Source organism: Serratia sp. H1w (assembly GCF_000633355.1).
Taxonomy (GTDB): Bacteria; Pseudomonadota; Gammaproteobacteria; order Enterobacterales; family Enterobacteriaceae; genus Chania.
In genome coordinates this window covers 1-17,991 of record NZ_AYMQ01000057.1, presented here as the reverse complement: position 1 = coordinate 17,991, position 17,991 = coordinate 1, and the positions used below count along the sequence as shown (strand labels likewise).

At 56.0% G+C, this 17,991-nt stretch carries 16 protein-coding genes; 9 read left to right on the top strand and 7 right to left on the bottom strand.

The features are described 5' to 3' along the window. Position 1: 1 nt before the first annotated feature. Positions 2 to 529, bottom strand: a complete 528-nt coding sequence (gene rppH, locus U869_RS0114310; protein WP_025120841.1) for an RNA pyrophosphohydrolase — start codon at positions 527 to 529, stop codon at positions 2 to 4. A 696-nt stretch (positions 530 to 1,225) separates the two neighbouring features. On the opposite strand from rppH, the gene mutH reads away from it, so the two are divergent. The 3 genes from mutH (at position 1,226) to U869_RS0114290 (ending at position 3,497) form a co-directional block, all read left to right on the top strand. Then, positions 1,226 to 1,906, top strand: coding sequence for a DNA mismatch repair endonuclease MutH (mutH, locus tag U869_RS0114300; RefSeq protein ID WP_025120840.1), 681 nt, complete (start codon positions 1,226 to 1,228; stop codon positions 1,904 to 1,906). A 130-nt stretch (positions 1,907 to 2,036) separates the two neighbouring features. Continuing rightward, positions 2,037 to 2,255 (top strand): YgdI/YgdR family lipoprotein, encoded by a 219-nt coding sequence (locus U869_RS0114295; RefSeq protein WP_025120839.1) that lies wholly within the window; start codon positions 2,037 to 2,039, stop codon positions 2,253 to 2,255. 201 nt (positions 2,256 to 2,456) lie between these two features. Then, positions 2,457 to 3,497, top strand: a complete 1,041-nt coding sequence (locus U869_RS0114290; RefSeq protein WP_025120838.1) for an NADP(H)-dependent aldo-keto reductase — start codon at positions 2,457 to 2,459, stop codon at positions 3,495 to 3,497. 172 nt (positions 3,498 to 3,669) lie between these two features. Here the strand turns inward: U869_RS0114290 and lplT are convergent, their stop codons facing one another. Together lplT and aas are read right to left on the bottom strand one after the other, a co-directional pair. Next, entirely contained in the window at positions 3,670 to 4,860 is a 1,191-nt protein-coding gene (gene lplT, locus U869_RS0114285; protein WP_025120837.1) for a lysophospholipid transporter LplT, read from the bottom strand. Beyond that, the gene (aas, locus tag U869_RS0114280) at positions 4,857 to 7,013 is read right to left on the bottom strand and encodes a bifunctional acyl-ACP--phospholipid O-acyltransferase/long-chain-fatty-acid--ACP ligase (RefSeq protein ID WP_025120836.1); all 2,157 of its coding nucleotides are present in this window, start codon (positions 7,011 to 7,013) and stop codon (positions 4,857 to 4,859) included. Before aas ends, lplT begins: the two co-directional genes overlap by 4 nt. Positions 7,014 to 7,662: 649 nt before the next feature. On the opposite strand from aas, the gene galR reads away from it, so the two are divergent. Continuing rightward, on the top strand, positions 7,663 to 8,682 hold the full coding sequence (gene galR / locus U869_RS0114275) for an HTH-type transcriptional regulator GalR (protein WP_025120835.1): 1,020 nt from the start codon (positions 7,663 to 7,665) through the stop codon (positions 8,680 to 8,682). Here galR and U869_RS0114270 read toward each other — a convergent pair. Next, the gene (locus U869_RS0114270; protein WP_025120834.1) at positions 8,679 to 9,134 is read right to left on the bottom strand and encodes a GNAT family N-acetyltransferase; all 456 of its coding nucleotides are present in this window, start codon (positions 9,132 to 9,134) and stop codon (positions 8,679 to 8,681) included. The two genes, galR and U869_RS0114270, sit on opposite strands and share 4 nt — an antisense overlap. Before the next feature lie 144 nt (positions 9,135 to 9,278). Here U869_RS0114270 and U869_RS0114265 point away from each other — a divergent pair, with 144 nt between their 5' ends. Next, positions 9,279 to 10,286, top strand: a complete 1,008-nt coding sequence (locus tag U869_RS0114265; RefSeq protein ID WP_025120833.1) for a LacI family DNA-binding transcriptional regulator — start codon at positions 9,279 to 9,281, stop codon at positions 10,284 to 10,286. Here U869_RS0114265 and lysA read toward each other — a convergent pair. Further along, complete coding sequence (gene lysA, locus U869_RS0114260) at positions 10,283 to 11,539, bottom strand: diaminopimelate decarboxylase (protein ID WP_025120832.1); 1,257 nt, start codon at positions 11,537 to 11,539, stop codon at positions 10,283 to 10,285. The genes U869_RS0114265 and lysA overlap by 4 nt on opposite strands. A gap of 122 nt (positions 11,540 to 11,661) precedes the next feature. On the opposite strand from lysA, the gene U869_RS0114255 reads away from it, so the two are divergent. Next, positions 11,662 to 12,585: a LysR family transcriptional regulator gene (locus U869_RS0114255; RefSeq protein ID WP_025120831.1), complete on the top strand. Its 924-nt coding sequence runs from the start codon at positions 11,662 to 11,664 to the stop codon at positions 12,583 to 12,585. Here the strand turns inward: U869_RS0114255 and U869_RS0114250 are convergent. Then, positions 12,582 to 13,490 (bottom strand): LysR family transcriptional regulator, encoded by a 909-nt coding sequence (locus U869_RS0114250; RefSeq protein WP_025120830.1) that lies wholly within the window; start codon positions 13,488 to 13,490, stop codon positions 12,582 to 12,584. The two genes, U869_RS0114255 and U869_RS0114250, sit on opposite strands and share 4 nt — an antisense overlap. A 109-nt stretch (positions 13,491 to 13,599) precedes the next feature. Here U869_RS0114250 and U869_RS0114245 point away from each other — a divergent pair, with 109 nt between their 5' ends. Next, positions 13,600 to 14,484, top strand: a complete 885-nt coding sequence (locus tag U869_RS0114245) for an MBL fold metallo-hydrolase (RefSeq protein WP_025120829.1) — start codon at positions 13,600 to 13,602, stop codon at positions 14,482 to 14,484. Between the two features lie 20 nt (positions 14,485 to 14,504). Further along, on the top strand, positions 14,505 to 15,143 hold the full coding sequence (locus U869_RS0114240; RefSeq protein ID WP_025120828.1) for a DsbA family protein: 639 nt from the start codon (positions 14,505 to 14,507) through the stop codon (positions 15,141 to 15,143). A 74-nt stretch (positions 15,144 to 15,217) separates the two neighbouring features. Here the strand turns inward: U869_RS0114240 and U869_RS0114235 are convergent, their stop codons facing one another. Beyond that, a complete protein-coding gene (locus U869_RS0114235) occupies positions 15,218 to 15,919 on the bottom strand; it encodes a hypothetical protein (RefSeq protein ID WP_025120827.1) in 702 nt (233 codons plus the stop codon). A gap of 190 nt (positions 15,920 to 16,109) precedes the next feature. On the opposite strand from U869_RS0114235, the gene U869_RS0114230 reads away from it, so the two are divergent. Further along, entirely contained in the window at positions 16,110 to 17,843 is a 1,734-nt protein-coding gene (locus tag U869_RS0114230; RefSeq protein ID WP_025120826.1) for an ABC transporter ATP-binding protein/permease, read from the top strand. Positions 17,844 to 17,991: the final 148 nt, after the last annotated feature.

Below are 17,991 nucleotides of genomic sequence, written 5' to 3'. Positions count from 1 at the left end.
CTTAACCTCTCTTTCGGCGATAAGCAGGAGGTTGCCGCTGCGCTGCCAGTTCCTGCATTGGCATGACGGTGGTGGCAAACTCTTTCATTACCCGGCGGTACACGTCGCGTTTAAACGACACCACCTGGCGCACCGGATACCAGAAGCTCACCCAACGCCAGCCGTCAAACTCCGGCGTACTGCTGCGCTGCATGTTGATATCCGCGTCATTGCACATTAACTGCAGCAGAAACCATTTCTGCTTTTGGCCGATACAAACCGGCTTTGTGTCCCAACGCACCAAACGTTTTGGCAATTTATAGCGCAACCAGTTGCGGGTTGAGGCCAGGATGCGCACATCCTTTTTACTCAGCCCCACTTCTTCGAACAGCTCACGGTACATCGCCTGCTCAGGCGTTTCGCCAGGGTTTATTCCCCCTTGGGGAAACTGCCAGGAGTGCTGACCGTAACGGCGGGCCCATAAGACCTGCCCCTGACGATTACAGATTACGATACCAACATTCGGGCGGTAGCCATCATCATCGATCACCGGACTACCTCGATAAGCATAAATTCGTATTGATAACCTGATTGTTTCACACAAGCCACAGGCGGTAAACCACTGCTTTGCAGCGTCGTCGCTCGGATAACATTGGGATAACTCACAGATAATGGCAAAGTTATAAACATGTTGCACGGCGCGAGGGGGTTTTTATTCACTTTTTCTGTGGATAGGTGTGTGAAGAACTCTAGGGATAAGCCGGGAAAACTCAATTGAACTTAAAAACCGCCGTATTTTTATTTTTTAATTAATCCTTTAAATACAATAAATTAATAACAAAAAACTAGTTATGAACAGGGTAAAAATGTGATCTATGCACGCTTTGGATCTTTGGCTGGCGAAAGATCCACCAATGCGGATTTTATCCACAGATTATTATACCCAGTGACCTATAAAACCGCCAAATTCGCAAAAAACGCCCCGCGTCAAGGCTGTAAATCAAACCAGTGATCGCTAAAAAGTTGGGTTATCCCAGAAATCTGTGGATAAATAGGTGTAAGATCCTGTTTATTGTCGGTGGCTACTGGTGCACAACCCCGCACTGAAAATTTTCCACCGCGCTCGGTTGGTAAAAAAGTCATGCAAAATCATGCTACTATTGTTGTTTTCCCCAGCCTGCCTTTACCTTTTAAGGCTGTGAGTAATTTCGGTACGTTTTTTAACCAGAATTCATAGGTCTGATTTATGGCATGTTTATCCCCGCTGCCACCAGAAAACGAGCAGCAATTATTGGCCCGTGCTCAGGCGCTGGCTGGCTTTAACCTTGGCGAACTGGCCGCCCGCGCGCAGGTCAGCATTCCCAAGGATCTCAAACGGGATAAAGGTTGGGTCGGCATGCTGCTGGAGCTGTATCTGGGGGCGATGGCGGGCAGCAAGCCTGAGCAGGATTTCCCGGAACTGGGCATTGAGTTGAAGACCATCCCGGTTGACGCCGCAGGTAATCCGCTGGAAACCACTTTCGTCTGCGTAGCCCCGCTCACCGGCAATAGCGGTGTCACCTGGGAAAGCAGCCACGTGCGCCACAAGCTGTCGCGCGTGCTATGGATCCCGGTTGAGGGCGAGCGGCAAATTCCTCTGGCGCAGCGTCGCGTAGGTTCACCGCTGCTGTGGCAACCCAATCAGGAAGAAACAGAGACGCTACGTCGCGATTGGGAAGAGTTGATGGATCTTATCGTCCTCGGCCAGGTTGAGCGGATCACCGCCCGCCATGGCGAAGTGCTGCAACTCCGGCCCAAAGCGGCCAACAACAAGGCGCTGACCGAAGCCATTGGCGAACAGGGCCAGCCGATCCTTACCCTGCCACGCGGCTTCTATCTAAAGAAAAACTTTACCAGGGCGCTGCTGGCCAGGCACTTTACGGTTTGATACACCGCCGCCGTCCGCCTCTGTTTTCCCGGTTATTTTTCCTTACACAGATGGGATACGTCCGAAGGCCATCTTTGGCATAGTTTGCTACTCTATTAGGACAATTATTAATGTTACCAAGGTGCTCGGCATGAAAAAGTGGGTAATGGCTATTTCCGCCCTGATGATGGTCGCCGGATTAGCGGGCTGTTCCAGCGACTATGTGATGGCAACCAAAGACGGCAATATGATCCTCACGCAGGGTAAGCCTAAAATTGATAAAGATACCGGCCTGATCAGCTATCAGGACGAGAAAGGTAACCAGCGCCAGATCAACGGCGATCAGGTCACGCAGGTTATCGAGCGTTAATCCCCGTTCAATGCCCCTGACAGATTAACAATCAGGGGCTTAGCCCTGCCAAGGCGGCAGCACCCTGCGGCCAATAAATCCTCTTCCACCTTGTTCTTTGCTTGGTTATAGTCAAGTCAGGCGTTTTACGCCGTTGGATCTCTGGCTTTTGTTTTACCGGGCGTCACGCCCGTAAGCGCTAACATTAAAGGAAGGCCGTTAATGCAATACCACCGTATTCCCCACAGTTCTTTAGAAGTGAGCGTGCTGGGACTGGGCACCATGACCTTTGGCGAACAAAACAGCGAAGCCGATGCCCACGCACAGCTGGATTATGCATTAGCCGCTGGCATCAACCTGATTGATACCGCAGAGATGTATCCGGTGCCACCGCGTCCGGAAACGCAGGGGCTGACGGAGCAATATATTGGCAGTTGGATCAAGGCACGTGGCAACCGCGATAAAATCGTGTTGGCGAGCAAGGTCTCAGGGCCGATCCGGGGCAATGACGCTGGCATTCGCCCACAGCAGGCATTGGATCGCAAGAATATCCGCGCCGCACTGGACACCAGCCTGAAACGCTTAAACACCGATTATCTGGATCTTTACCAGCTACACTGGCCGCAGCGCACCACCAACTGTTTCGGCAAGCTCAATTATCAGTACACCGATGAGAAAGCCGCCATCACGCTGCTGGAAACCCTGGAAGCATTAACCGAGCAGGTTCGCGCCGGCAAAATTCGCTATATCGGCGTCTCAAACGAAACCCCCTGGGGTGTGATGCGTTATCTGCAACTGGCAGAGAAGCACGAGCTGCCGCGCATCGTATCGATCCAAAATCCCTACAGCCTGTTAAACCGCAGCTTTGAGATTGGATTGGCAGAGATCAGCCAACATGAAGGCGTCGAACTGTTAGCCTATTCCAGCCTGGCTTTCGGTACGCTATCGGGTAAATACCTTAACGGAGCCAAACCGGCCGGAGCGCGCAACACCCTGTTCAGCCGCTTCACCCGCTACTCTTCCGCCCAGAGCCAGGCGGCGATCGCCGAATACGTGGCGCTGGCGAAAAAACACGGTTTGGATCCTTCACAGATGGCATTGGCGTTTGTGCGCCAGCAACCGTTCGTCGCCAGCACCCTGCTGGGTGCCACTACGCTGGAACAGTTGAAGATCAATATCGACAGTTTTGATGTGGTGCTGAACGAGGAAGTGTTGCAGGGGCTCGAAGAGATCCACAGCCGCTTCACCATCCCAGCGCCATAAATCCCCCCTCACCCTAACCCTCTCCCACAAGGAGAGGGGACATAACGTGCTACATATTATCTTCCGTGTCTAGCCTCAGCACCGCAAATGTAAAACGGACGCAGCAACCTGATTTCGGCTCTGGACCAGCTCCCTCTCCCTGTGGGAGAGGGTTGGGGTGAGGGGGCAATGACTAGGCCTTTGAACGGAACTGAGAGACCCACAACACCGTGATGGCGATACCAAACACCACGCCAAAGCCAATCCCGACGCCAATCACCGGCACACCCAATTTGACCACCAGAGAGTAGAGGCCAAGCATCAGCAGCATGGCGGTGTTTTCGCCCAGGTTTTGTACCGCGATCGCATTCCCCGCCCCAACAGAACGTTTGCCACGCTCTTGCAACAGCGCATTTAGCGGCACCACAAAAAAGCCACCCAGCACACCGATCACCAGCAACACGCCATAGGCATTCAACATGCTGGTTTGCACGGCGAAGAAGGCCACGGCGATACCGATCAGGATCCCGGCAGGCATACAGCGTTTGACCGTTTCCAGCGTCACAAAGCGGGCTGCCGCCCCGGCCCCGACCACGATACCTATTGCCACCATGGCGTTGAGCATGGTTGGCGTAGCGTTATCGCTAATACCCAGCGCTACCGGCACCCACAGCACCAGCAGGAAACGCAGGGTAACCCCGGCTCCCCAGAACAGGCTGGTACCGATAAGGGAAAAGCGGGTTTGGCCATCGCGCCACAGCACGATGCAAGCGTTGAAGAAAGTGCTCGCCATCACGCGTGGATGCCAGGAATCCACCTTGTGAGCCGCAGGCAAACGCGGAATATAGAGGTTGGCGACGACTGCCGCAGCGTAAACCACGGCACACACCGCCAATGCGGCCACGATATGCCAGTCCGCCAGCAAACCACCCGCTACCGACCCAACCAGAATGGCGGCAATGGTGGAGGCTTCCATCAGACCGTTAGCCTTCACCAGCTTGTCGCCGCTGGTGATTTCACCCAGGATGCCGTACTTCGCCGGTGAATAAGCCGCAGCGCCGATACCGACCAGGGTATAACCCAGGAACGGGTTCAGCCCAAAGCAGATCACCAACGCTCCCGCCAGCTTCAAGCCGTTGGCTACCATCATCACCCGCCCTTTGGAGAAGCTGTCGGCGATCTGGCCCACAAACGGAGCCAAGATGATATAGGTGGCAACGAAGGCCATTTGCAGTATCGGTTGGCTCCAATCGGGGTACAACTGCTGTTTGATCAGCGCCAAGGTGGCAAACAGCAATGCGTTATCGCCGAAGGCCGAGAGAAACTGGGCGCAGATCACCGCGATCATCGAACGTGACAGCAGTGGGGAATCAGTGGCACTCATGATGCACTCTCCGGCTGTTCAGCCATTTGACGCAAAGTAACGAAATCCGGTTTGCCGCTGCCCAGTAACGGCAACGCCTTCACCAGGCGAATATCACGTGGCACCGCCAACTCAGGGGTACCCTGCTCACGAGCCACCCGCAACAGGGCATCACGGGTAATGTTGGCGTCGTTGGTAAACAGCACCAGCGCTTCGCCTTTACTGCTGTCGCTTTTCACCGTGGCGGCGTGTAGCCCTTCCGGTGACAGGCGCACTGCCAATTGCTCCACACTCTCCAGCGAAATCATTTCCCCGGCCAGTTTGGCGAAGCGCTTCACGCGGCCACGAATGGTGCAATAGCCCTGTTCGTCGAAGCTGACGATATCACCAGTGTCGTACCAGCCGGCTTGCAGCACGCCATTTTCATCCTCGGCTGCCGGTGCTTCCAGTTCGCCTGGCCGCTCAACCCGCAGGTAGCCCTTCATAATGTTCGGGCCTTTCAGTTGCAGACGGCCGCCGCTGTCGATCCCGGCCATCTTGATCAAACGTGCTTCCATCTTCGGCATAATGCGGCCTACGGTGCCAACTTTGGCCGCCAGAGGGACGTTAATCGATACCACCGGAGCGCACTCCGTGACGCCGTAGCCTTCCAAAATACGGATGCCGTATTTGTCCTGATAGATCTGTTTGGTGCTTTCGGCCAGCTTCTCGGCCCCGGCAACCACATAGCGCAGGCGGGCAAAATCGTAAGGATGGGCAAAACGCGCGTAGTTGTTAAGGAAGGTCGCGGTACCGAACAGCACGGTGCAGTTACGGTCATACACCAGTTCCGGCACCACGCGATAATGCAGCGGGCTTGGGTAGAGGAATACCCGGCTCCCGGTCATTAACGGAGTGATCAACCCAACCGTCAGGCCGAATGAGTGGAACAGCGGCAGCGAAGACATAAAGCGATCGCGTGGGGTGAAATCCGCAATGGTACGGATCTGCTCCACGTTGGCCAGCAGGCTGGCATGTGAATGCACCACGCCCTTTGGATGGCCTTCCGAGCCGGAGGTAAACAGGATCAGCGCCGCATCGTCCGGCTGCTGTGGCACCATCGCCCGCTGTGGCTGGAACAGATGACGCAGGATCCACAGCTTGTCGTCCCGGGTAACGGTATCTTTCAAATCTTCCAGATAGACCCAGTTGGCCTCAGGCACCTGCTCTGGCAGATGCGTGAGCTTGCCCTTCTCCAGGAATTGGCGCGAGGTAACGATGGTTTTAATGCTGGCCGCCGTCATCGCGCTTTTCAGCCCGTTCACACCGGCGGTGTAATTGAGCATCGCTGGAATTCGACCGCGCAATGATGCGCCAAAGATGGCGGCAGCGGTGATGGTAGCATTGGGTAATAACAGGCCAACATGCTCTTTCGGCGCGGTAAAGCGCTCCAGGATGCGGCTGACGCCCAACGACTTTTTAAGTAACGTATGATAGCTGTCTTCTTTGAAGCCCACGTCTTCGATGCAGGGCTTGAAGCGACCATAACGATGCTGTGCGGCTAACAGCGCAGCGAATAGAGTCTGCGGTTTAAGGGTGTCCATGCGTGCCTGCATCATGATCTGATGCAGCCTGTCACCGGCCAGTTCCCGGCGTTTGCTGGCACGTGGTGCGTCCGGCATCGGTAAGGTGGTCGGGGGCAGAATGCTGATGGTGGTCTGTGGGAAAGCCCGGAGTTTAAACACGCCAGCCATACGGCCAAACACGCTGAATTCAGGGCCATCGATCCGTACCGGTACGATGGTGGCGCCTGATTTGGCGGCGATAAAGGCCGCCCCGTCGTAGATTTTCATCAACGAGCCGGTCACCGTGATGCGCCCTTCGGGGAACACCACGATCGGTCTGCCCTGCTCAACCATGCGCACCAGATGTTTGATGGCCATCGGTTTGGTGGGATCCAGGGGGACGAAATCGATATAAGGTTTCAACCAGCGCATAAACCAGCGTTCGGAAATGCTGGAGTAAACGGCAAACACCGGTTTGATCGGCAGGAACAACGCCAGCAGCGCGCCATCCATGAAAGAAACGTGATTCGGGGTGATCAGCAGTTTCTGCTGCTCAAAATGCCGTGCATCGCCTTCGACACGAACACGAAACAACAGGCGAAACAGCGCACGTAACACGGAATATATCATCCCACTCTCCCTCGGGGTTGATGGCCTTAAAAATTGTCTGAGGAAGGATACTATACGGCGGGCAAAAAAAAACCTACGCATCCGCGTAGGTTGGTGCAATTGAAAATGGCTTCAACATACAGAGTATGCCGATTGCTCACCAATCAATACCTCTGGGATCACCTACTCTAGAGAGGTCGCGATTAAGAAACTACCGTTGAATCGCAAGAGTTCTGCTCCAAATGCAACCAGCTGTAAATTTCCCGCAATCGTTTGAAATAACTCAATGAAACATCAACAAAACTGATGAGGACGGGAGGGAAAAAAGGCAAAAAAAAACCTACGCATCTGCGTAGGTTGGTGCAATAAATAGGGGTTCAACAACCAGGTTGTTGAAACTCACCAATCAATACCTCTGGGACTGTCAATTTACCCCGCCACGCCAAACTGCCGCCAGCGACCAATCGCAACAGTCAGGCGCAAAGTGTAACCAGTGATGTAGGGGTCACGTGCTGCGCCCGTTAACGGTAAACAAGCTTGGCCTGAAACTGCCGCTCAATGAACAATAAATGCAAAGCTCCCCACAAGTTAGCGATACCAACCCTTGCGGAGCGCGGTTTTTTCCGCAAAACTGAGGAATGTAAGCGATTACCCAGGAAGTGTTGCAGATATGGCCACGATTAAGGATGTTGCCAGGCTGGCGGGTGTTTCCGTCGCCACGGTGTCCCGCGTTATAAATAACTCCCCGAAAGCCAGCGAAAGTTCACGTACCGCCGTGCTGGCCGCGATGGAGGGATTGCAGTATCACCCCAACGCCAATGCCCGAGCGCTGGCACAGCAATCCACCGAAACCCTGGGCCTGATTGTCTCTGACGTTTCCGATCCCTTCTTCGGTGCCATGGTAAAAGCCGTGGAGCAAGTGGCCTACGCTACTCATAACTTTCTGCTGATTGGTAACGGTTACCACAATGCCGAAAAAGAGCGCCAGGCCATTGAGCAACTGGTGCGCCATCGCTGTGCCGCATTAGTCGTGCACGCCAAGAAGCTGACCGATGATGAACTGACCGTCTGGATGCACCAGATCCCAGGAATGGTGCTGATCAACCGTACACTGCCGGGGTTTGAGTCACGCTGCGTAGCGCTGGACGACCGTTACGGCGCCTGGTTGGCCACTCGCCATCTGATCCAGCAGGGCCACCAGCGGATCGCCATCATCTGCTCCACCCATCAGATTTCCGACGCAACCGATCGGCTGCAAGGCTATCTGGATGCGCTGGAGGAGCACGGTATTGCGGTGGATGAGAAACTGATTGCCTACGGCAAGCCGGATGAGATTGGTGGCGAACAGGCCATGACCGAGTTGCTGGGCCGTGGCAAACAGTTTACCGCCATCACCTGCTATAACGATCCGATGGCCGCCGGGGCGCTTTCGGTACTCAGTGACAACAGCGTAGATGTACCGGGCCAGATTTCGCTGATCGGCTTTGATGACGTGCTGATTTCACGCTATCTGCGCCCACGCCTGACCACCATCCGCTATCCGGTCGTCGCGATGGCTACGCAGGCGGCAGAGCTGGCATTAGCATTGGCTAACAACCAGCCGCTGCCGGAAATCACCAATATGTTCAGCCCGACGCTGGTACGCCGCCATTCGGTTGCCAGCATCAATAACGTTTTCGAGCAGAATTAACCTAGCGAGCGATGGTAGAGGCGTACGGGACGGTCTGGATAGTCTAACGCCTCGCCAATATGCTGCCAGCCATGGCGTTCGTAATAGCCGCAAAAGTCGGCATACAGATACAGCTCCTTGAACCCGGCCCGCTGGCAGTGATCTTGCACATATTGCTGGAGCTGCAACCCAAGCCCGCTGCCGCGCTGGCTCTCTGCAACGTAAAGCGCGGCCAACCAGGGTGTTAAATCCTGGCGGCTGATCAGATCACAGCGCCACAGCCCTACGGTACCCACCGGCTTGTCATCCAACAGAGCGATAAAGGTGATCGGCAAACCCTCATGGCGCAGGCTGCTGGCTACTATGCTGGCAAAGAATGCCCGGCTGTTTTCGCTGCCAAACGCCTGCCATTGCCAGTCGATAACCTGTTGTTGATGCTGCGGATAGTCCGCCAAATGGACGATACGGTACAAGCTGTTCCCCTCCTTTAACTTCCCCACCGCCCGTCATACCCGCGGCGCTACCAGTTTACGCCAAGCAATGGATGGGCGCAGCATAACCCTATGCTAGACTGAGCAATATTTGCCGCAGCGGGCGTTGAAAGAGGTTAGTCATTGATGATCACCATGTTGGATGTTTCCATTCGCGCGGGCGTTTCCAAAGCCACGGTATCCCGCGTTTTAAATGGCACCGGCCAGGTGAAGAAGAGCACGCGGGATGCTGTGTTCAAGGCAATGGATGAACTGGGCTACCGGCCGAACTTTCTCGCCCAATCGCTGGCCAATAAAAGCTCCAATAGCATTGGGCTGGTGGTTTCCAATTTTGACGGTCCCTACTTTGGCCGCTTGCTACGCCAGGCCGCCAAGCTGATCGAGGCCAGCGGCAAGCACCTGATCGTCACCGACGGCCACGACACGCCGGAAGATGAATTACAGGCGGTACGGCTGCTGGCCGATCGCCGCTGCGACGCCATTATCCTGTACACCCGTTTTATGAGCGAAAGCGCCCTGATGGAACTGCTGGCAACCTTGTCGGTTCCGGTGATGGTGATTAACCGCGATCTGCCGCAGGCACGCGAACGCTGCGTGTTCTTCGAACAACAGCAGGCAGCCTTCAATGCGGTGGATTATCTGATTTGCCAAGGGCACCGTGAGGTCGCCTGCATCACCGGACCGATTGACACTCCAACCGCTCAATCCCGTTTGGCAGGCTATCGTCAGGCGTTGGAACACCACCAGATTACGTTCAACGATGCCCTGATCACCAACGGTGACAGCAGCGTCCCTGGCGGATATCACAGCTGTAACGCTTTGCTGGCTAGCGGTAGCTCATTCAGCGCGCTGTTTGCCAGCAACGATGATATGGCCATCGGCGCGATGAAGGCCCTGCATCAGGCTGGCAAACGCCTGCCAGAGGACATTTCGCTGTTTGGCTTTGACGATGAACCCAGTGCGGCCTACCTGCAACCGGCCCTGTCTACCGTCTACCTGCCAATCGACGCGATGATCGAAGCGGCCATCAGCCAGGCCCTGCGTCTGATCAACGGCGAAGCGCTACAACCGCTTACGCCGTTTGTCGGTGAGTTAAAGCTGCGGGAATCCGTGGTTCCTGGCCCCTACGCTTAAATAAGCTCCAGCCCGATCAATTCTTCAATCGTCTGACGACGGCGGATCAGGCGCGGTTCCCCGTTTTCAAACAGCACTTCTGGCAGCAGCGGACGGCTGTTGTAGTTGGAGGACATCGACGAACCATAGGCCCCGGTGTCATGGAACACCAGATAATCTCCGACCCGCACCTGCGGCAACGGACGGGTTTCAATGCCGCCGCCCGCCTGCTGGGTAAACACATCACCAGACTCACACAGCGGCCCGGCGATCACGGTGTCTTGCAGCGGTTGATCATCGGTATTACGCCCATCGGCAGGCAGCAGGGAAATATGGTGATAGCTGCCGTACATCGCCGGACGCATCAGATCGTTAAAGCCCGCATCGACCAACACAAAGTGGCGGCTGCCCATTTGTTTTACCGAACGCACTTCGGCCACCAGCACGCCCGCCTCCGCCATCAGGAAACGCCCCGGCTCGATTTCCAGCTTCACCGGATGGCCCAGATGGGCGGCAACTCGCTCACGTGCGCGGTTCCACAGGCCGTAATAGTGCTCGGTGTTGATCGCCTCTTCCCCTTGCTGATAAGGGATAGACAGGCCACCACCGGCGGAAATTGCCGTAAGATCCTGCCCCAGTGCGATCACCTGCTGTACCATCGCGTCGCACACGCGTTCCAGGTGCTGATAGTCCACCCCGGAGCCAATATGCATATGCAGGCCAATCAGTTTCAGGCCGTATTGCTGAACTTTGGCCACCGCCTGCGGCAAATCGGCATACCAGATGCCGTGCTTGCTGTTTTCGCCACCGGTATTGGTCTTCTGGCTATGGCCGTGACCGAAACCGGGGTTGATGCGCAGCCACACCGGATGCCCGGCAGAGACCTGGCCAAGCTGTTCCAGCATATCGATAGAACCGGCGTTCACCGGGATTTTCAATTCGCTGACGCGGGCCAGCGTGGCGTGATCCAGCACGTCGGCGGTAAACACAATATCTTCGCCGCCCGGTTCAAAACCGGCTTTAAGCGCGCGCTCAATCTCCCCCAACGACACCGAATCCACCTTGACGCCCTGCTCACGCATCAGGCGCAGAATATGAATGTTCGAACAGGCTTTCTGGGCAAAGCGGATCACATCAAAATGCTGCAACTGGCCGATACGTTGGCTGATGATATCGGCATCATAGGCCCAGACCGGGCAGCCAAAGCGTTGGGGCAGCGCCAGCAGATTGGCGGCGTTCAGGGCGGTAGAGGTGTCATTCAAGGCGCGTGGCATAGGTCAGCTTCCATAAGTCAATTTTCCACTATCATGCCGCAGCCTCTCCGGTGTGAAAAATATCTATTTCGCCATAGTCTATTCATTTATGATATGGCTTTGTCTTTCCGTGGAGTTCCGCCATGTACGCCATTACCCTACGCCAGATTGAGATTTTCCACGCGGTGATGACCACCGGCAATCTGACCGAAGCGGCGGCACTGCTGCAAACTTCACAACCCACCGTCAGCCGCGAACTGGCCCGTTTCGAGAAACTGATCCAACTGCAACTGTTTGACCGCGTACGTGGCCGTCTTTACCCCACAGTGCAGGGCTTGCGGCTGTTTGAAGAAGTGCAGCGCTCTTATTACGGGCTGGATCGCATCAAGAATGCGGCCGCCGGGATCCGGCAGTTCCAGCAGGCGCAGCTTTCCATCGCCTGTCTGCCGGTCTTTTCCCAGTCGCTGCTCCCCGCCGTGTGCAAACCTTTTGTCGATCGTTATCCGGAAGTCAGTTTCAGCGTGATCCCACAGGAGTCGCCATTGCTGGAAGAGTGGCTATCGGCGCAGCGCCACGATTTGGGCCTGACAGAGAACACCCTGACGCCCGCAGGCACCGAGCGCATGACGCTGATGACGATGAATGAGGTGTGTGTGCTGCCCGCCGGACATCCCATGCTCGCCAAAAGCGAGCTGACGCCGCAGGACTTTAATCACCAAAACTTTATCAGCCTGTCGAGTACCGACAGCTATCGGCAACTGCTGGATGCGCTGTTCCACGAGCAGGGTATCGAGCGCCGGATGGTGATGGAAACCCACAGCGCCGCCTCGGTCTGTGCGATGGTCAAAGCCGGGGTTGGCATCTCGATCGTCAACCCACTGACCGCATTGGACTACGCCAATCATGGCGTCCACGTGCGGCCTTTCAGCGTGGAGGTACCGTTTACCGTCAGTCTGATCCGCCCGCTGCACCGCCCTTCTTCCGCATTGGTCACCGCCTTTGTGCAGCACCTGCAACAGCAGGCACAGCAGTTACCTGCCCGGCTGGCTGCGGTGATCCAACGCTAGCGCAGAGTGGCTCGCCAGCCAGGATCGGTGGCAAACCATTCCACCAGGAAGTCCAGCATGGTGCGCAACGTGGCGGGCATTTGGCGGCGCGAGGTGTAAATGCCGTAGATCCCCATCGTTTGCGATAGATATTCCGGCAGCAGTTCTACCAATTCCCCTTTTGCCAGCAGCGGCGCAGCGGAATAGTAAGGTTGCATCGAGATCCCCGCCCCTTGCAGCGTCCCCGCCAACAGCACTACCGATTCGTTGGCGCTGAGGTTGCCGCTGACCGCGACTGCCGACTTCACGCCTTGCTCATCAAAGTGCCATAGGCTTTTGCCAAAGTAGGAATAGGTCAGGCAGTTGTGCAGGGCTAAATCCTGCGGGTGGCGCGGAGTACCATGGGCAGCCAGATAGGCCGGTGAGGCACAGACCACCGAAGCGCAGGTAGAAAGTGGCCGGGCAATCAGATTGGGATCCAGCTCATTGGTGATGCGCAGCGCCAGATCGATCCGCTCCTCCACCAGATTGACCGCGCGGTTGTCCATTTGCAGATCTACCGCTACCTGAGGGTGACGCTTCAGGTACTGCGCCACCGCCCCCACCAACGCCGTTTGGCCGAGCGATTGCGAGCAGGTGATACGCAGCAGGCCACGCAGCTCATCACTCTGCTGGTTTTCCACCAGATCGATATCTTTCGCCACCGCCAGCATCTGGCGACAGCGTTCCAGAGTACGCTCCCCGGCATCGGTCAGGCTGAGCCTGCGCGTAGTGCGGTGCAGCAGTCGCGCTCCAGCCCACTGCTCCATTTGTGCCAGATAGCGCGTCACCATGGCCCGCGACATCGCCAAAGAATCGGCGGCGGCAATCATGCTGCCACGTTCCACGATAGTAACAAAGACCTCTGCTGCGGTAATGCGATCCATGATTCGCTCGATTTACGCAATGAATAATTGCTTATTATCCGGTTTTTCTCCCGTTTCATGCAACCTATCATCTGGCCAACGACAACAAACCTGTAAAAGGCACCTGCAAATGTTTAAACAATCATTACTGACTCTGGCCGTGACCGGCTTCGTTTCCCTCAGCACCTTTGCCAACGCGGCCAACACGCTGACGATGGAAGTGTATAACCCTGGCGAAAAGAGCGTTTTCCCCGTTTCTTCCGAGATCGTCAGCGGCCCGCACGAAGTCGCCCTGATCGACGCCCAATTCCAACGTAACGACGCGCAGGAACTGGTGAAAAGGATCAAGGCCACCGGAAAGAAACTGACCACGGTGTATATCAGCCATTCGGATCCGGATTTCTATTTCGGTCTGGACGTGATCAAAGCCGCCTTCCCACAGGCAAAAATCATCGCCTCACCGGCAACGATCAAGGCGATCAACGCTACCCAGGCAGGTAAACTGGCTTATTGGGGACCGATCCTGAAAGACAATGCCCCGCAGGCCGTGATCGTGCCGCAACCCTTACAGGGCAGCAGCTTTACCATCGACGGCCAGCAGGTTGAAGTAAAAGGGCTTAATGGCCCAACGCCGGATCGCACCTTTGTGTGGATCCCTGAGCTGAAAGCCGTAGTCGGTGGCGTCCCGGTCGCCGGTGATAATATTCACCCATGGATTGCGGATACTCAGACGGTCGAGTCACGCGCCCATTGGCAGCAAACGCTAGAAAGCATTAAAGCACTGAAGCCAGAGGTCGTTGTGCCAGGGCATTTCCTGCCGGGAGCGGCGCAAACGCTGGAATCGGTAACCTTTACCCACAATTACCTGGCCACGCTTGAAAGCGAGTTGCCAAAGACCAACAATTCCGCTGAACTGATCGCGGCAATGAAACAGCACTATCCCAAGTTGCAAGACGGTTCCAGCCTGGAACTGAGCGCCAAGGTGCTGAAAGGTGAAATGCAGTGGCCGCAATAGCGCGCCCGGAGAACCGAACCATGAGCACTTTGCATTATATTTTCGATCCGCTGTGCGGCTGGTGTTACGGCGCAGCGCCGCTGGCGAAGGCCGCACAAGCGATTCCGGGCCTGACCGTTGTCCTGCACGCTGGCGGTATGATGACCGGCAATAGCCGCCGTACCATCAGCGAGGAATGGCGCAATTACGTGATGCCACATGATAAACGGATTGCCGAGCTCACAGGCCAACCCTTCGGCGACGGTTACTTTAACGGCCTGCTGCGGGACACCACGGCAGTGATGGACTCTGAGCCGCCAATCACCGCGATCCTGGCCGCTGAACGGCTGGCCGGGCGGGGTCTAGATATGTTGCACCGCATTCAGGAAGCCCATTACCGGGAAGGGCGGCGTATCGCCGATACTCCGGTGTTGGAAGCGCTGGCCAAAGAGTTGGGTCTGGCCTCTGCCGCTTTTATTGCCGAGATGCGCTTCAACAGTGGTGCACCAACGGCACAGCATATTGCCGACAGCCGCGCACTGCTCGCCAAAGTCCGTGGGCACGGCTTCCCAACCTTTGCCTTGCAGGATAGCCAGGAGCGGCTCTCCCAGATCCCCGTAGAGGAATATCTGGGGAATGTCGAAGGCTGGAAGGCACTGTTGAAGAGATCGGTAAACTGAAATAGACGGGGCGTGGCATGTAGATATGCGGCTAAGCTGGCGCAGCATGCAGCGCCCCTACATCTCAGCAGCCGTTATTCCACTCGGACAAAACGGCCATCGGCCCGGACGTTATGGCCAAAACCGCAATCGCCCGCGGTCTTCATTTCTAGCGCATCACCCATAAAATGCATCTGCACATCGCACTCCAGCGAGTCTTCGTGCTGGTGGTAAACCGTCTTGTTCTGCTCAATCGCCAGCTCGGCGGTAAACTCCCCGATATTCGGGCCGTAATACAGCCCCATCAGCGGCATATAATAGCCAGCATAGGCGATCTGCCAGCGCTTGCCTTTGGGTTTAACCTCCAGCTCGCTCCACACGCCACGCCCAGCATATTGCCAATAAACGCCCGCAGGCCCGGTAACCACCGGCTGCCGTGCCAAACGTTGTTGTAACAGTTTCATATTGTGTTGCGATTTGCTGTCGTCCGGAGCCAGCTCCAAATAGGCCCGCGCCTTGAGCAATTCACCGGCGTGGATCAACGATAGCGCCACATTGTTATAAGCCGTTGCGATCGCCTGCTCGCTCAAGCCGCAAACCTCGCTCCAGGCGGCCTGATCGCGGAAAATATCCGCCGCCTTGGCATATTCCCGCTGCTGATAGGCGGTTTTGCCTAGCGCCGCGTAGTCCGTCACCTTCAAACAGTCAGCGTCAACATCAGGCTCATCAATACGTGCCACCGCCGGTAAACTCACGGTGGCAGCATAAGCCAGCAGGAGAAAAATCAACGCTTTCATTACCAATCCTTTTACCAATAGGTCGCTTTTTTGCGGCGCCAGTATACCCGCCGCAGACCCCACCTTCATCCCCAAAGGTGATTCGCCGTATTTCAAATAATTAGCGGTGTCAAAACTGCTTACATGTGGCGGTTTGTTTGTTACCCGTCACTCGCCCATGCTTGAAGAAAACGATACCTTCTGGATTTTTATGAACACGAGCACCACCCAAAAACAGGCCGTCTGGCAGTTAATCAAACCCTTTTGGGTTTCGGAAGAAAAATGGCGCGCCTGGGCGATGCTGATCGCCATCGTTGGCCTCTCCCTGGGGCTGGTCTATATCAGCGTGCTGATCAACCAGTGGAACCAGGTGTTTTACGATGCCTTGCAGAATAAAAACTACCCGGTATTCAAAGCCCAACTATGGCGCTTTACCTATCTGGCGTTGTCCTTCATCGTGCTGGCAGTCTACAAGATCTACCTGACGCAGGGGCTACAGATGCGCTGGCGGCGCTGGATGACGGAAAGGTTTATGGGAAAATGGCTGGCGCATCAGGCCTATTACCATACCGAACAACAGCAGATCATCGATAACCCCGATCAGCGTATTTCCGACGATCTTAACGTCCTGACCCAGTACACCTTATCGTTGTCACTCGGCCTGCTCTCCAGCCTGGTGACGCTATGTTCGTTTATTACCATTCTCTGGCATATCAGCGGGCCGATGACCTTTGTGATCGCCCAGCATGCCATTACCCTGCCCGGCTATATGGTTTGGTTTGCCCTGCTGTATGCGGTGCTGGGATCGTTGCTGATCTGGTGGGTCGGCAAGCCGCTGGTTATGCTCGGTTTTAATCAGGAACGCTATGAGGCGAACTTCCGTTTCGGGCTGATCCGTATCCGTGAAAATAACGATGCCATCGCGCTGTATCACGGTGAGCCGCGGGAAAAGCAGCAGCTCAGCAACCGCTTTGAGGCCATCCGTAGTAACTGGTGGTCAATCATGCGCATTACCCGGCGGCTGAATATTGCCAGCAACTTCTACAGCCAGTTTGCCATTATCTTTCCGCTGCTGGTGGCAGCACCGCGCTATTTCTCCGGGGCGATCCAAATGGGCGGGCTAATGCAGATCTCTTCCGCGTTCGGCCAGGTGCAAGGGTCGCTGTCGTGGTTTATCGACGCGTTTACCGATCTGGCCACCTGGAAAGCCTGTGTTAACCGTCTGGCTGGCTTTAACGCGGCGGTAGACGAAGTGCATAACCAGACTCGCGGTATCAGCCTGCAACCGGAAGAGCATTCTCCATTGATACTGCGCGATGTTGGCCTGACGTTGCCCGACGGGCAGCCGCTGCTCAGTGCCGCAACCATGATGCTGAAACGCGGTGAGCGCGTGCTGGTCGTCGGTCCTTCTGGCTGTGGCAAATCGACGCTGTTGCGCGCCATCGCCGGGATCTGGCCTTACGGTTCCGGTGAGATTGGCCTTAACAGTCAGCTCTCCACGCTGTTCCTGCCGCAACGCAGCTATATTCCGATCGGTACATTGCGTGAAGCACTAAGCTACCCGCATCAGGATAAAGACTACAGCGATGAGCAACTGCTGAAAGTGTTGGAAAACTGCCGCTTGAAGCACCTGCAACGCTGGCTGGATACCAGTGCCAACTGGAGCCATCGCCTGTCACCGGGCGAGCAGCAACGGCTGGCGTTTGCCCGTGCGATCCTGACCCGCCCTGATGTGTTGTTCCTGGATGAGGCCACCAGCGCGCTGGATGATGAAACCGAACAACTGATGTATTGCCTGTTGGTAGACGAACTGCCGGAGGTGACGCTGGTCAGCGTGGCGCACCGCAACAGCGTGGCGAAATATCACCAGACCTGCTGGCGTTTCAGCCGTGATGAAAACGGCCCGGCTCAGATGGCGCTTAGCCCGTTGCCGATGCCGAGTTAATAGCCCTCCTCACCCTAGCCCTCTCCCACAGGGAGAGGGGACAGAACGTGCCACAACTTATCCCGCATCTGACCCCAACACGGGCGCAGCATGCAACGCCCCTACGCACTGCCGACGACGCTGAACTAGCTCCCTCTCCCTGTGGGAG